Here is a 15,323-nt window from a genome sequence, read left to right as displayed (position 1 = left end):
ACCCACTATGCAATTGCTAGAACGCTGCTCTACATTGTCTGAAGCTCAGGCTCGGCAGATAATAGCCGACTTGCCTACTCCACCACCGGCAAGTCTACCGTCCTTGCCCGATCTGTTAAAAGCATTATACCCGGGATTTGGCGCCCACTGGCAGAACATCGCTGCCCATCCTACAGCACCAGCTTTGCGTCTGCAAGCGGCACAGTGGCTATCCTGGCTGACCAACGCCGGTGCATTAATACCAGAGCATCACCTTCCACTGCTGCGTCGCGTACTGGCCTCATGGTACCTAAGCTACCCAGCAGCGGCACCTCTTTTTCCTGTCACGCCTTCCGAAGCGGAGACTGCTTTAGCTGCTTGGATTGGTTACGCTGACCATTCTGCGCTACCCGCTTCGCTTTCGACGGCTTTGGCTTGGGCTGAGCAGTTTCCTTTGACCATCTCTCCTTGGTTAACCACTGCCAATGCTACTTTTAGTCAGCAAGTGGTTACAGCTCTTAGCGCAGCATCTGTTAAACATGAGGCTGCCTTGCTGTGGTGGCAACAGCAAACGGCTAAGCATCAGCGCGCCGAAATCAGATCAGCGGCACTAAATGTTTTAGTCCAGCAGTTACAGCTGCCCGTGTTTTCCGAAGCAGCTACCGAGCAGTTAGTGTCTGTTTTAGAACGCAGCCCATCGGCTACGCCGTTCATCTGCACCACTCTTCGTCGCTTGGTGCCGCCACCCGTTCCAACTACAACACCTACGGAGCCCGCGGCTGCACTGCAGTGGGCCATTGAGCAGTATTTACCTTACCGACGCTGGCAAGCCAGCCATGGAACTAACACAACTGCTGCTGCCCAAGTGCAGCTCTTAGCTAAAGGATTTAGCGACTGGTTCCTCGCTGCCTACCCCGATCATTTGGTGGGCACTACAGCGTCTCATCAGCAACAGTATTGGGCCAAGCGTGCCTTAAAAATGCCTGCTTCTGATGAATTAGTGTTGTGGATTATCGCCGACGGCCTTGGCTGGAATGATGCGCTTACGCTTCAACAGCTGGTGGTCAATCGTGCCGCTGGTCGGTTGAGTTTAGCTGCGGCTATACCTTGCTTCGGTTTGGTTCCCACCATTACTTCTCACACCAAACGTGCCGTTCGATGGGCGGTTCCACTTCACCACACTGCTGCCGCTCGAGCCAACTACTTTGCTCAACAGCCCACTCCTCCGGCCGACGTTCGAGGCATAGATAACCTGGCTGAAGCCGTACAAACTGCCCAGGCTGGTCAAGTGTTGGTTTGGCAGCCGCCGGAACCTGACTCGATCTACCATCATCCAGGTAGCGCGCAAACCATCCGCAACCAAGCTGAAGGCTCACTAAATGGGCTTGCTATTAGCATTTGTGAGGCTGTTGCTGCGGTACCTGTAACAACTGCTGTGCGGGTACTTATCACTACTGACCACGGCCGTTTACTGGGCGAAAGCCCGCGTACGCTAGAGCCAATTCCTGGATTTACCGGACATGGCCGCGCAGCCTTCAGAGCTAAAGCACCAGCTACGGTCCCCATTCCACGTCCTGAGGGCGCGGTAGACAGCGAGAGTGTTCGTTGGCTGGATCCAGACCGATACCGTTTACCCGATTGGGTAGCCGTGGCTCGTACCGATGCGTCTTTTAAAATTGTAAACAACAATGGAGGAATGCGCGGGGGAACCGACTTGTTTCCCCACGGCGGAGCATGGCCCGAAGAGGTTGTTGTGCCATGGATTGAGCTGCACAGCCAGCTGGCTAAGTTGATTGTCGGAGGGATACTCACTGGGGAAGCTCGTTCCAATCGCACGGGAACGGCTACGTTACGCCTAGTAAACAGCAGCCCACGGCTTGCCCGCTTACGGCGTGTTGAGGTTATTATACCTCGCGTCGAACCTTTAGAAGTGGTTTTCGATGATTTATTACCTGATTCAGCCGAGTTGGTAAGGGCAATTGAATTGCCGCGCTGGCCGGATGCTGCCCAGGCGGAAAAAACGCAGGTAACTATCACGCTGGAAACTCCCGACGGCGAACAACATTCTTTCGTCGTCCCTGCCGACCTTCGTAACACTGACCTACGACAGAACGCGGCGAACCCGCTTGATGATCTGTTTTAAGTCCCTGTCGGGCCCTTTTTGCCAAAAAAATACATGGAAACCTTAGAAGCCAAAATAGATCGGGTATTTACCAACGCCGCCATTGACAAGCGTCGTTTAGCCGCTTCTGGCCTCAAAAATAGGGGAGTGCCTGGCTATGTAGCTGAATGGGTGCTCGAAACGGTTGTGCCCGGTCAGGGTGAGCTTAGCCCTACGGAGGCCAACAAAGTGCAAGATTGGGCGGCACGCGCCATTCCCAAAGCCGATGAAGGGAATGCCATTCGTAACCGGCTGCTTGCTGGGGAAAGAGTCAAGATTCTCACCCGCGTTCAGATTGATGTAACCTTAGGTCAGACTAAGGCAGTTCGCAATGCAAGGCTTGCCATGATTGGCATCTTTGATGGACGAATTGCGGAGGATATCATCAAGCAGCACCCGCAGCTGCTCAAGCACGGTATGTGGGGAGTCGTTGAGCTGGTGTATTTAGCTGGGCAGGGGGTGGTTATAACCAGCTTTCGACCTATGCAAGCAGATGCTAATCTAGAAGATTGGTATGCTGCCAGAGCCGAGTTCAACATCGATGAGTGGCGTGCCGTGCTGCTGCGCTCCATGGGTTATAATCCGGATTTCTATACTCCGGATCAACAAATGCTAGTAATAGCGCGGCTGCTACCGTTAGTACAGAAGCATGCTCATCTGATTGAGTTGGCACCCCGTGGCACTGGAAAGAGCTACGTTTACGAGAACATTTCTCCCCAGGTGCGCCTCATCAGCGGCGGCAATGTGTCGCCCGCAGTGTTGTTCGTCAACAACACAAACGGTCAAGGAGGCTTGCTTACTCGTTATGCTGTTGTTGTGCTGGACGAAGTACAGACCCTCAAATTTGAAAGTCCTGCTGAGATTGTCGGTGGCCTCAAAGGCTATATGGCCAATGGCCGAATTACCCGCGGTGGACTACACGAATTTGCGTCTGACTGCAGTTTCGTAATGCTAGCCAACATTACACTAGACTCTCAATCAAATCCAATCAACGACCCGATAACCAAGGAGCTTCCAGAGTTCTTGCAGGAAACTGCTTTCATGGAACGTATCAAGGGACTGATTCCAGGTTGGCACATTCCCAAGCTAGAGCAAAACAGCTTTGCACTGGGCTTCGGCTTAAAAGCTGACTATTTTGGCGATATACTTATTGCCTTGCGCGATTATCACAGCGCCTCAGACACTTATTGTGCACGCAATGTTGATCTAGGCGAACGTGCTTACCATCGTAACAAGGAAGCAATTTCGACATTAGCCAGCGGCTATATGAAGCTATTGTTTCCGCACACTGAGCCTACGCAAGCAGAGTTCTATACTCATTGCCTAGCTCCTGCCATTCGGCTGCGTCAAGGAGTGTGGAAGCTGCTTTATGACCAGGGCGGTGAGTACAAGAAATTTGACCGCACAATCGTGCCTGTGCTGTCTGAGGCTGTTAACCCAACCGTATGATCTACCTTGATCATCATGCTACCACCCCCTGCGACCCTGTAGTGCTGGAAGCCATGCTGCCCTTCTTCCAAGGGCAGTTTGGCAACCCCTCATCACCGCACTTCGCCGGCACCCGCTCTGCCGACGCCGTGCAGCTAGCCCGCGAGCAGGTAGCTGATTTGGTAGGAGCACAACCCGGCGAGGTGATTTTCACCAGCGGCGCCACGGAGGCGAACAACCTGGCACTGCTGGGATACGCCCGTGCAGCCCGCGCCACCAACCCGCGCCGGCGTATTGTCATTTCGGCCATCGAGCACAAAGCTGTTATCAACCCTGCTAAACAGCTAGCCCGTGAAGGATACGAGATAGTAGTGCTGCCAGTGGACTCCCAAGGCACGGTTGACCTAGGCGCCGCCGCGGAAGCCATAAACGACCAAACGCTATTGGTTTCCGTCCACGCCGCCAACGGCGAAGTAGGCACTATCCAGCCCATTGCCAAATTGGCTGAGCTGACCCACGCCGCCGGTGCCCGCCTGCACACCGATGCAGCGCAAGCAGTCGGTAAAATCCCAGTAGATATGCTTTCCTGGGGAGTCGATATGCTGTCCATCAGCGGCCACAAGCTCTATGGTCCCCAAGGTATCGGTGCCCTCATCGTGCGTCAGCCCCGCCGCACCCAGATCGAACCGCTTACCTACGGCGGCGGCCAGGAGCGCAGCTGGCGCTCTGGCACCCTTAACGTGCCTGGTATTGTCGGCCTCGGAGCCGCCTGTGCACGTTGCCAAGATCTGCTACCCACCGAATCCGAGCGCTTGGCTACCCTCCGCGACGAGTTCGAAGCCGCCGTGCTTAATGCCGTTCCCAACGTTTACCGCAATGGCAACCCCGCTCAAAGGCTACCTCATAACACCAGCCTTACCTTCCCCGGCATCGAAGCCGACGCTTTACTTGCGCGCCTCCCTACACTAGCTCTAAGTACTGGCTCCGCCTGCGACTCTGGCACTATCGAGCCCTCCGCTACCCTGCTTGCCCTAGGCCTTTCCCGCGAAGACGGCCGAGCTACAATTAGGGTGGGCGCAGGGCGTTTCACTACAAAAGACGAGTTGCAGCTCACTGCTTCTCTACTGAGAAGTCAAGTACAAAATTTGTTAATCCTTTCCGCTATACAATAGCTTGTAAAGTCATGAGCATTTCTATCGTAATAGATAAATCTACTTTTCAGTCTCTTAGCTTCAATGAGTTATATCGGCTCAGTTGTTATTTTAAGCACATTGTAACTCCTGTATTAGTAATGGAAATTATAGGAGATCTAAAAAAAGAATTTGCTGAAGGTAAAAGCCCTTCAGGAGATAGAGTAAAGGACTTTGCAAGTAAATTATTTCCAGTAGAAACGGTTGTTAATGTGCATTATAAACTTTTGGTGAAAAATAATTTATTAGGCAATTCAGTTGCTATGGATGGTAGGCCCAACGTCGGAATACAAAAATTTATAGCCTCATCAAGTGGGCAGAAGGGGTTTTTGGTAAAAGAAACAGAAGAAGAAAAATCGATTTATAAGTGGAAAGAAGGGCAATTTACGGAAGCGGACCGTGAATTGTCGAGCTTGTGGAGGACTGTAACTACAGATGAGCAAGTTTTAATAAGGTTGAAACAAAGTTTGAAAGGGTGCGTTCCTGATAAAATAAAGGATTTTGATGAGCTAAATATGATAGTTAATAATCATTTAGCTAGCCCTGATAAACAACAGGCTATTCTACTTGCATTGATACAAAACTACGACATCAATCCTGCAATAGGTTTTGAAATTTTGTCCAAATGGGGATGGGCAGGGAAGCCATTGATAAGCCAGTTTGCTCCTTATGCTTTCCATTGCTTACGGGTTGATACGTTATTTCTTTTTGGATTATCAACTGGGTTAATTGGCACCAGAGCAACTAATAGAGTTGATCTTGAATATTTGTATTATCAACCTTTTGGTAATATTTTTACATCTAATGATAAGGTGCATAAAAATTTAGCCCCTTTATTGTTAAGAGATGATCAAAAATTCATTGTAGGTACTGAGTTGAAGCAGGGACTCAAGCTAATTGTTGATTTCCTGGCGAATCTTGATCCAAAATCAGTTAGTCAATTTAAAAATGAACCACCTATTATTAACGAATCATTGGTTTTTCAACTTTGGAAAGAGTTTTTTGGATACCCACAAACCAGTAATTGGGAGCGAAAAATATCTGATTCGGAGCAAGAAATGATGAAAAGAAAGGCAGATGAATTTATTCAAGCCGTTGAAAATAATAGTATTGACTCGGTTTTGTCAGATAACGCGGAATTTGTAGTAAGAAAATCTTATTTAAGCAAGAATGATCCTTGTTACTGCGGTAGCGGAAAGAGGATTACAGATTGTTGCTTGCCGGAGGATAAATTCAATGAAATTTTAAGGAAGCAAAATGAGAAGAAAAATAAGTAAAATATCTAGGTATTACATTGTGTTCTTCAGGTATAACAATTTGTGCCAATAAAGAATTTGATGATTGTGGGAGGTAACGACTAGCCAAGCCTAAAGTATATTTTGCTTGAACGCAAAATCTCACAGTGTTTTTGTGTACGATGCATGTATTTTTTAAGTGGATTGATGTTTTGGTGCCTGCCGCCCGGTGAAGTTGCGCTGCGTTAGCTCATGCTAGTGAGAATCTACACGGTCTATGCGCATCACTGCTGAATCTGCGCGAAGCAAGCTAGGCTCAAGGACAAGCCTTCTGCCTAGCACTTGTGAATCTGTGTATAGTAAAGTTAGCCGAGCAATTTAGAGCTAACTTTCAAATGAGCTATTTGCCAAGACTGGGTACCTGCGAGTTGTTCTACTGTCGATAACACGGTTGTTTTTGAAAGAATATCAAGTGTTTGGCAAGGTGCTGCTCTGCTGTTGCTTACCAAGTGCTAGACTCCCCGGCAAGAGGCAGCCACGCAGGTGCATATATAGAGACATAGAGTTGCCTTACCGCCTGACAAAGCAATTCATGCATGATATATACTCTTCTTGCCACCGCTTCCGACCTCGACCAATGGGCTAGTCTGCTCGAGGGCAAAGCTACCTTTCCCGAGTTGATGCGTCGCCTTATTCGCGCCACCTCGCCCACGCTCACCAGCCTCAGTTTCCCCTCAGCCGAGGGTGTGCAGCTTGAAGGCTGGGACGGCCTCACCGCCGCCGATCAGCCTACCCCATTCGTGCCAGCAGGCCCCGTCGGCTGGGAATTGGGCACCGACAAAGCGCAGAAAGGCAAAGCTGATGGTGATTATACCACCCGCACGCGTGACCCGCTCGGCCTGGTACCCACCGATTCAACCTTCATTTTCTGCACGCCCCGTCGCTGGGGGCAGCGCAAGAAGTGGAGCACCGCCCGCGGCGCCGAACAGCAGTGGCGCGACGTGCGAGCCTACGATGCCGACGACCTCATCACCTGGCTTACCGACGCCCCCGCCACGCATATATGGCTTTCCAGGCTGCTGCACAAGCGCCCTGCCGGTATACAAGACATAGAAAGTTTCTGGCTCGATTGGGCTGCCGTTACTAATCCGCCTATTCCAGCAGCTCTGCTGCTGGCCGGCCGCGGCGAAACCCGCGACGCGCTCCATTCCTGGCTGCTCAACCCAGCGCCTACCTTTCCATTGCTGGCCGATACGCAGAAAGAAGCCATAGCCCTATTAGCAGCTGCTATACTGGCCTTGCCCGAAGCCGAGCGCACCGCTGTACTAGCGCGTACCGTGGTAGTCGAGTCACCCGAAGCCTGGCGCGAGCTGACGGCCGCTCGTCAACCGCTACTGCTGGCACCGCTTTTCCGCGACGACGAAGCCGTAGCCAGCGCCGTTCGACAAGGCCATCACGTGTTCCGGCCCCTCGACCGTACCGATACTCTGCGCGGCGCGCACCAGCCCGTCCGCCTCAATCGTCAAGCGGCTGCCGCTGCGCTGCAGGTGGTAGGCTTGCCCGATGCACGGGCCGAACTGCTGGCCGGCGTGGCCCGTCGCAGCATGGCTGCCTTCCGGCGCCACCGGTTTGTCCAGTCACTCCATACCACAGCGCCTGTCTGGGCCACTGCTGCCAATGCGCCGGTACTGCTGGCTGCCGCTTTCACCGGCGCCTGGAACGAAAACGAGCAGCAAGCCGCCGCCGACAAAGAGGTACTAGCAGGCCTGGCCAACCAACCCTACGAGCAGGTGCGCGCCCAGCTTGTGGAGTTGGCCCACGCTCCTGGACCGCCTGTTCGCCTCGTCGGCACTACTTGGTATGTCGTCGACAAAGCCGATGTATGGACGCTGTTGGCTCGCTTCCATACCCCCGACCTGCTTGCCCGCTTTACCGCCGCTGCTCTGCACATTCTGGGTACCCCACTGCCCCGTTACCAGTTGCCCGCCGATCAGCAGTTGTGGGCCAACCTGTACGGCTTTTCGGCTCCTAATTCCGCGCAGCTCCGCCATGAAGTGGCCGATACATTGGCTTTCCTCAGCGCCGAAGAAAACACCTCCGCCGATCTGGTTGACATGGTGCGTCACGTGGTGCGTGAATTGCTGAGCATTGCCAACCAGCAGAGCCATGTATGGTCTTCGCTAGCCCGCTACCTGCCCCGGCTGGCCGAGGCCGCCCCCGATGAGCTACTGACGGGTATAGCTGCTGGCCTGCGTGGCACTCCACCACCCATTCTAGAGCTGTTCGAGGAAAAGAAAGGCCTGCTTTACAGTTCCTCCGAACACACAGGGCTGCTGTGGGCCTTGGAGCTGCTGGCTTGGTCGCCTCTATATCTGGCCCAGGCAACCCGGCTGCTGGCTCGCCTCACCCAACTTGACCCGGGTGGCGTCACATCCAACCGCCCCAAAAACAGTCTGCGCGAAATATTTTTGCCTTGGCTGCCACACACCACCGCCGACCAGGCTCAACAGATGGTTGCCCTCGACGGCGTCATCCGCGCCACGCCTGATGTCGGCTGGGCCTTGTCGTTGCAGTTGCTGCCGGTCAGCCACACCACCAGCTTTGGTACGCACACCCCCGCTTGGCGCGAGTGGGCCCCAGCCAAACGTCCTGCCGGCATCAGTTACGCTGTGCTCTTCGCTGGGCTGGAGCAAGTATCCCGCCGAGTACTGCAGCTAGTCGGCACCGACCCCGCTCGTTGGGCCGACCTGATTTCGCAATTGCATCATCTGCACCGCCCCCTGTGCAGTCAAGCCATCCAGCAGCTACAGCAGCTGGCCTCAGTTTCGCTCAGCGAGGAAGAGCGCCTCGAACTAAGTACCCGGCTACGTAAACTTATCAGCTGGCAACGCTCCGGAAAGCGTCGCGAAGCTGATTTCACAGCTGACGAGCTAAAGCAACTCGAAAAAGCCTATAACATGCTGCTGCCGCAAACGCCCGCCAAGCGTTACGGCTGGCTGTTTGCTTCTTGGCCAGCACTACTGTCGGGCGAGCGTTACAAGCGTAGCACAGACGAGTACGAGGTGAAAATCAACGCAGCCCGTGACGCGGCCATCAATACGCTGCTCACGACAACGAGTCTAGCTGAGGTGGCGCAATTGATGCACCAGGTTGAAGCACCGCAGTTTCTGGGTGCCCGCTTGGGTGTTCGTACCGACCTCACCGGCCAGCAGAAAGATGAATTATTGTTGCAGTTTTTGGGGAGTGCCAATGCCCGCGAGTTTCATTTCGCCCGTGGCCTGGCCATCGAGTACCGCCTCACGCACCAAGATCCGTGGGACTGGGCTACTGCTGAAGTGCGTCGCCAAAGCGCAACTTGGTCTCCAGCCCAGCAGGCTGCCTGGCTCGAAACATTACCGGACAACCCGACTACCTGGGCGTTAGCAGCCGAGTTAGGTCCCGAAACCGAGCGACACTACTGGCTTTTGGCCACGCCCTACGGTATAAAAACCGACGACTGCCCTCAGGCTTTCGCCGCTTTTTTACAACACGGGCGCCCTAAAGCAGCGGTGCATACCTTACATCTTCACCCCCAAGCCGCCGTACCGACCGACCAACTCACCACCGCCCTCGAGCAGGTGCTGACGTCCGGTTCTGAAAGCGAGCCAGCATTGCATATATCCCCCGATGAATGGCCCGATATGGTGGCTCGATTAGCCGACGCTCCCGACGCCGACCACTCCCGAGTTGCCCGATTGGAGTTTGCATTCTTGCGGACTCATACTGGCGACCAACCCCAGGCCAAGCTGCTCTACCAAGAACTGACCCGTCGCCCGGAGTTTTTTGTCGAGCTGCTAAGCATGTACACCTTTTCTAAGGACCGCTCTAACCCGCCCACGGCCGAAGGAGAAATGGGGGCCAATGCTTATTTGTTGTTACGCAGCTGGAACACTATTCCTGGCTTAGACTCCGATGGAACGGCTGACGCAGCTTATCTGCTGGACTGGGTGGCTAAAGCCCAGGCTGCCTGCGCTGCTGCCGACCGTGCTATCATTGGCGAAGAAGCAATTGGCCAGATGCTAAGCTATGCTCCTGTTGGAACCGATGGGATATGGCCCCACGAAATTGTCCGGTCCGTGCTGGAAACAGGTAACGAGAACATTGAACGGGGCCTTCTCATGGGTAAGCGAAATAGCAGAGGCTTCACTTGGCGCGCTGCTTACACAGGCGGCGACCAGGAGCGAGAAATTGCGGCGAGCTACCATGCCGCTGCTACCCAACTAGCCGTTGATTGGCCCCTCACAGCCGCCACCCTACGCCACATGGCCGAAGACTACGTCCGTGACGCCCGGCGAGAAGACGAAGAAGCGGCTCTCCACCAGGATTTAGAATGATCCGCCTTGTACAGTTAATGCATGCTGTCTGAGGGTATGATCTTGGTTGAATAAGCTGATGAGCGATGATAATTCCTGCTAAACTGAAGCCCCGCAGTGAAGCCAAGAACACGGGGTTGCAGCTATTGGAACTCTCCGTTGTTCCATAGCCGGGTAACAGCTGCGTTGGCTAATCCAAACGTCGCTTTACCTCAACTTTCACCCTCTAACCTCTTTTGCTGACATGGAAGTACCACGAATTCATCTGATTGAGAAACAGTGGCTGGTGCAGCCCAACGCTGACGAACCTGGGGTATTAGAAAGTGGCTTCTGGAAACACATAGAGCCGCAGGTAGCAGAGCGCTTAATAGGCGGAAAAATATATTTCCACCTCAAACAGCAGGAGCGGGCTTATGCAAGTGGAAGAATTGTAGGTTACAGACATGCATTAGAAAACGAACGCATTGATAGTATTGTGTTTCTTTTTCGTCCTGACGATCCAGTTGAGCCAATGCGTGTACAAAGCCTCAATTGGGAGCCGACCAACCTCAGGCATATAAATGTTTACCCCTACCGCCAGATAATTTTGTAGTGGGTAACAGGCGGAGCAGGTTTGGGTACGCCTAGCCGTGTATCGAAAGCTGCTCCGCTTTGTCTTATAAGAAGTTATCCATCTTTGGCTAAGCCACGATTTCGCCATACACCCATTCTCCATCATCTTCCTTGTTAGCACGCGCCAACGCCAGCCGCACAGCCCCCGTCAGCGCCGACCACCCCGTAAGCTCCGCCTCCACCGGCATCTGCCGGTAGTACAGCTTCACCACGTACTCCACCAGCGCCGCCGTAGCCGGCCGCTGGTCCAAGAGCATCGGCAATTCCGCCCGCCACGCCGGCGCAAGCCCCGGCCGCACCAGCACGATTTCGCGCCCGATTCCTTCCCGACGCTCCGCTACGTGCGCCGCCACCACAAAAGTCAGCCCGTCCATCATTTAATACTCCCGCAGCCCGGCAAAGCCCAGCCGCTATTTTATTAGTTGTACTTCGACTTATTCAATCAAGCTCCGAAGAGGGAGGGGCACTAGCACCGCACGGCCCATAGCTCCCCCCAATCAGTCGTAAACGCCGGACTTTTCACGTCCCGCCGCATAGCCCAAGCCTGCGTTTTCCCCGGCCCAGCTACCGACGCCGCCACCTTCACCGTACCAGCCCAGAAACGCCCATTCAGCGCATCCAAAGCCCGCATCAGCCCAGCCCGCTGCGGCGTCACGCCCACGTCGCCAAACAGCATAGCCTGCGGCCCGGTACCAGCCCGCTCCAACCCATCCAGCACCACCCCGGCCTTGACGTAGCGCTTTCCCGGTCGCCATATCCGTTGCAGGCCCTTGCGCGCCACCTGCGCCAAGGTCAGCGTGTCGTCCGTGGCTACCGGCAAAGTCAGCTGCGTTGAAAACGAGTAGGGGGGAGGTAAGTGCGCAAACCGGCTCGTCTCCACGAACACCGTCAGCAGCCGCGCTGCCATGCCTTCCCGCCGCAGCTTCTCACCGGCCCGCGTAGCGTGGCTGGCCACGGCACCCGCTACGTCGACCAGCTCCGTCAACGGCTGCCCAAACGAGCGGGTACAAGCTAACGACTTGCGCGCCTCGTCCTCGACCACGATGCCCGCGCAAGAGAAGCCCCGCAGCTCGTGCAGCAACCGCGCCCCCACCACGCCGCCCAGGTTCTTGCGCGCCCAAGCGTCACCCACGCCCGCCAACTCGGCCGCCGTACGGACACCCACCGCGTGCAGCTTGGCCGCCGACCGGTGCCCCACGCCCCACACGTCTTCCACCGCCACCCGCGCCAAGGCCTCGCGCCGCTCGGCCTCGTCGCTGAGCACCAGCACCCCGCCACCGCGGCCGCCCACAAATTCAGTCTTCGCGAGCTTGTTGGCCAGCTTCGCCAAGGTCTTGGTAGGCGCCACCCCCACACAAGTAGGAATGCCTGTGCGCTGCCGCACGGCCCCGCGCACCTCGCCGGCCCAGCGCCCCAGGTCAAAGTGCTGCGTCATGCCCGCCAGGTCCAGAAACGCCTCGTCAATCGAGTACACTTCCACCGCCGGCGACACCTGCTGCAGGTACCACATCACGCGCCGGCTCATGTCGCCGTACAGCTCGTAGTTCGACGAGCACACCACCACGCCGTACTGCTGAATCAGCTCCCGCACCTTGAAATACGGGTCGCCCATCTTCAGCCCCAGCGCCTTGGCTTCCTGCGACCGGGCAATGACGCACCCGTCGTTGTTGCTAAGCACCACCACCGGCCGCTCCTCCAGCTCCGGCCGAAAAACCCGCTCACACGAAGCGTAGAAGTTGTTGCAATCAACGAGGCCGAACATAGCTCACCCCCCTTCTGCCTTCGCCCACCAACGGGTGCAGCACCATCACCACCACGCCCCAAATCCGCAGGTCGTCGGCGTTCCGCACCACAATGGACTTGTAGGCCGGGTTAGCCGGCACCAACACTACCGAATCCGGCCGCTTCTCCAACCGCTTCACCGTGTACTCGCCCTCCACGCAAGCCACCACAATGTCCCCGTCCTGCGCCGGCATGCTGCGGTCCACCGCCAACACGTCCCCGTCGTGAATACCTGCTCCCGTCATGCTTTCCCCCACGGCCCGCGCCAGAAACGACGCATCCGGGTGCCGCAGCATCAGCCGATTCAGGTCTACCAGCTCGGTCTGGTAGTCATCCGCGGGCGACGGAAACCCGCACGGCAGCCGGAAATCGACCAACGGCAACAGCTGCCCCGCCAGCACCGAGCCGGCCTCCCCAAGCAAAACAACATGGTCTACCATAAAACTAAAATTGGTTAGTCTCCGCAAGTATACGGGGCGACTAACCAACTTCGTTTGCTTATTGCTAAAAAAATTAGTCGAACAACTAATTCAATTAGAACAATATTATGCGTCAATGCAGAGCTTAAAACCAGTAGCAAAGTGCTGATTTACAACTCAAAATGCGGCCTGTCTTTGAACTTAACCCAGTCACCGCCCCACCTAACATTCGCATTAGCTGCCTTCATCAGCTGAGCGAACCGCCGCAACAATTCCGCCGACCAACTCACCTGTCCATTGCTTAGCATAAAAGCGACATCCAGTGCCTCCGCCGGCCGCTGGTTGTGCTTCGACTCCCCGGCGCGCTTATAAGTCACGATAAACCCCGGCTTGGTCCGACCCTGCGCGTACAGTTCCGCCTGCTCCGCCGCACTCCGGTAACCCACCGTCACAATCGGCCGCCCCAACCGCCGCAACTCCGGGTTGCCAACCCACGCCAGCAACGCCTTCGCATAAGCTATTCGCAAATCCAACCGCACCGACGCCAGGCGCAGCTTCTGCCGATTTGCCTGCGCATCAGTAAGTTCCACTGCCATCTTGCGCTGCCTGCCCGGCCATTTCGCTCTTTACCATCGGCAACGCCTCCGCCGATACCTTCACCACCGCCTCGGGCCGCTGCAAAGCCTTGCGCACCGTCGCCCAAATCGTGACGATAGCCACCAGCGCCTGAATAATCAGGTTCCCGTACTGCTCAATGGTACTCGGGTCCGGCGGCACCAGTTCGTTACCTGCTACCTGACCCACTACCGAGGTCAACATGATGTGGGCCATGTGCCCCGCTTTCGTGCTACTGAACATGATGTTTGTAGAAAAATGTAGATGAATGTACTACGGCTGCGAAAGTACTGATTATTATAATTTAGTTTTATATACGGTGCTTAAGTAAATAGTGGTCATAATGTATTATTCAATGAACGACGATTAGGGGCTACCCCCGGCCCTCCGCTTTGCTGCGGGCCGGGGTCGGGCTGTCCAGGGGGCCGCTTCGCTCCCGTGCTTCGCACCGCTTCCGTTGGTCGCGCCCTTCCCATCCCTTAGCCGAGCCCCGCGCCGCCTCCCGGGCCACCTGCGTTACCTCACCCACAAATCCACCGCACCGCAGGCCGCCCGTCCGGCCCCCCAAAACCCACGCCCCGGCCCAGCCCTTCCACTCCGCCGCCCTCACACAAGCCTCCAGCAGCTCCATTCCAGGCCCCGGCCTCTCCCTACCGCCCAAACGCTCCGCCCCCGCGCCGCCGTCACGCCGCCAGCTTATCAGCCGCCAATCCCACCCACGCTAGCCACGTGCCGGCTCCTCCACAGCCGCCCCGGCGCCAGCTGCCGCCCACCCACCGCACCACCTCCCCAGCGCGTCAGCCCGCGCCTCTCCCCACCACACGATGAGGTGCCTTCGGCCGCGTCCACCGGGGGAGTCCCCCCGCTACCCCCCGTACCATGCTCCGCGCTGCTCTGCATTGCCTCGGGTTCCGCAGCCCAAAAGCCGCTACACCCTCATAAGGCGCCCTTCGGGCCGGCCAAATTGGGGGTGCTCAAGGCCGCCCCCCAAACCCCCAGGCCAAGGCTTCTAAGGTCTGGTGTCGGGCGCCCGCCCGTCCAGGGCCTGCAGCGGGCGCCTGGCGCTTAGTCCAGCGGCAGCAGCTCGTAGGACCGGCCCAGCCGCCGCGCTGCCTTCAGGGCGCTTAGCGTGCCTTTGCTGCTGCCGTCCCACACCGCCAGTACCAGGTCGGCCCGGCGCACTATCTCGGCATTGCGCACGTGCGGCGCTCCGTTGCCGTGGGCGGCGTAGTCGGGCCGCAGTTCCAGCAGCGGCACCCCATTGGCCCGGGCCCAGCCAGCGGCTAGGGCGTCAGCGCCGGCAGCGCCGCCGCTAATCACCAGCGCCGGCTGCAGTTCAGTCAGGCGTCGCGCTAGGGCGGCACAGCTTCTTACGCTCCGAGTGCCTACCACGGCTACTGTTATGTTATTGTACTTTACCATGCAACTAAGATAAGTAAACAAAAGTTGTATAGCAAGCAAATATGTGTAACTATAGTTTGATAATGTAAATTAAAGTTGTATATTAGTGTTGTAGTCGGGGGGGGCCTGGCTACCGCCCACCGGAGGCC

12 protein-coding genes are annotated in these 15,323 nt (G+C 56.1%); 6 read left to right on the top strand and 6 right to left on the bottom strand.

Going from position 1 to position 15,323, the window contains the following annotated elements; genetic code table 11:
• Window positions 1–103: 103 nt before the first annotated feature.
• From ABD903_RS11065 to ABD903_RS11040, 6 genes are all read left to right on the top strand, one after another.
• Window positions 104–2,122, top strand: coding sequence for a hypothetical protein (locus ABD903_RS11065; RefSeq protein ID WP_345224165.1), 2,019 nt, complete (start codon window positions 104–106; stop codon window positions 2,120–2,122).
• A 33-nt stretch (window positions 2,123–2,155) separates the two neighbouring features.
• The gene (gene brxL, locus ABD903_RS11060; protein WP_345224163.1) at window positions 2,156–3,589 is read left to right on the top strand and encodes a BREX system Lon protease-like protein BrxL; all 1,434 of its coding nucleotides are present in this window, start codon (window positions 2,156–2,158) and stop codon (window positions 3,587–3,589) included.
• Window positions 3,586–4,740, top strand: coding sequence for a cysteine desulfurase family protein (locus ABD903_RS11055; RefSeq protein ID WP_345224162.1), 1,155 nt, complete (start codon window positions 3,586–3,588; stop codon window positions 4,738–4,740). Before brxL ends, ABD903_RS11055 begins: the two co-directional genes overlap by 4 nt.
• 11 nt (window positions 4,741–4,751) lie before the next feature.
• Entirely contained in the window at window positions 4,752–6,035 is a 1,284-nt protein-coding gene (locus ABD903_RS11050; RefSeq protein ID WP_345224161.1) for an SEC-C domain-containing protein, read from the top strand.
• Window positions 6,036–6,589: 554 nt separating this feature from the next.
• Entirely contained in the window at window positions 6,590–10,366 is a 3,777-nt protein-coding gene (locus ABD903_RS11045) for a hypothetical protein (protein WP_345224159.1), read from the top strand.
• Between the two features lie 223 nt (window positions 10,367–10,589).
• On the top strand, window positions 10,590–10,937 hold the full coding sequence (locus tag ABD903_RS11040; protein ID WP_345224157.1) for a hypothetical protein: 348 nt from the start codon (window positions 10,590–10,592) through the stop codon (window positions 10,935–10,937).
• Between the two features lie 88 nt (window positions 10,938–11,025).
• Here ABD903_RS11040 and ABD903_RS11035 read toward each other — a convergent pair whose 3' ends face one another.
• From ABD903_RS11035 to ABD903_RS11010, 6 genes are all read right to left on the bottom strand, one after another.
• Window positions 11,026–11,334, bottom strand: coding sequence for a hypothetical protein (locus tag ABD903_RS11035; RefSeq protein ID WP_345224155.1), 309 nt, complete (start codon window positions 11,332–11,334; stop codon window positions 11,026–11,028).
• 89 nt (window positions 11,335–11,423) lie between these two features.
• Complete coding sequence (locus ABD903_RS11030; protein WP_345224154.1) at window positions 11,424–12,719, bottom strand: Y-family DNA polymerase; 1,296 nt, start codon at window positions 12,717–12,719, stop codon at window positions 11,424–11,426.
• Window positions 12,703–13,179: a LexA family protein gene (locus ABD903_RS11025; RefSeq protein WP_345224153.1), complete on the bottom strand. Its 477-nt coding sequence runs from the start codon at window positions 13,177–13,179 to the stop codon at window positions 12,703–12,705. The genes ABD903_RS11030 and ABD903_RS11025 overlap by 17 nt, the downstream gene beginning before the upstream one ends.
• A gap of 149 nt (window positions 13,180–13,328) precedes the next feature.
• Complete coding sequence (locus ABD903_RS11020) at window positions 13,329–13,754, bottom strand: M15 family metallopeptidase (RefSeq protein ID WP_345224151.1); 426 nt, start codon at window positions 13,752–13,754, stop codon at window positions 13,329–13,331.
• Window positions 13,735–14,016 (bottom strand): hypothetical protein, encoded by a 282-nt coding sequence (locus ABD903_RS11015; RefSeq protein WP_345224150.1) that lies wholly within the window; start codon window positions 14,014–14,016, stop codon window positions 13,735–13,737. Before ABD903_RS11015 ends, ABD903_RS11020 begins: the two co-directional genes overlap by 20 nt.
• 822 nt (window positions 14,017–14,838) lie before the next feature.
• Entirely contained in the window at window positions 14,839–15,195 is a 357-nt protein-coding gene (locus ABD903_RS11010) for an SLOG family protein (protein WP_345224148.1), read from the bottom strand.
• Window positions 15,196–15,323 lie beyond the last annotated feature (128 nt).

It is taken from the genome of Hymenobacter koreensis (assembly GCF_039541855.1).
Lineage (GTDB): Bacteria > Bacteroidota > Bacteroidia > Cytophagales > Hymenobacteraceae > Solirubrum > Solirubrum koreensis.
This window is presented reverse-complemented; position numbering and strand designations above follow the sequence as displayed.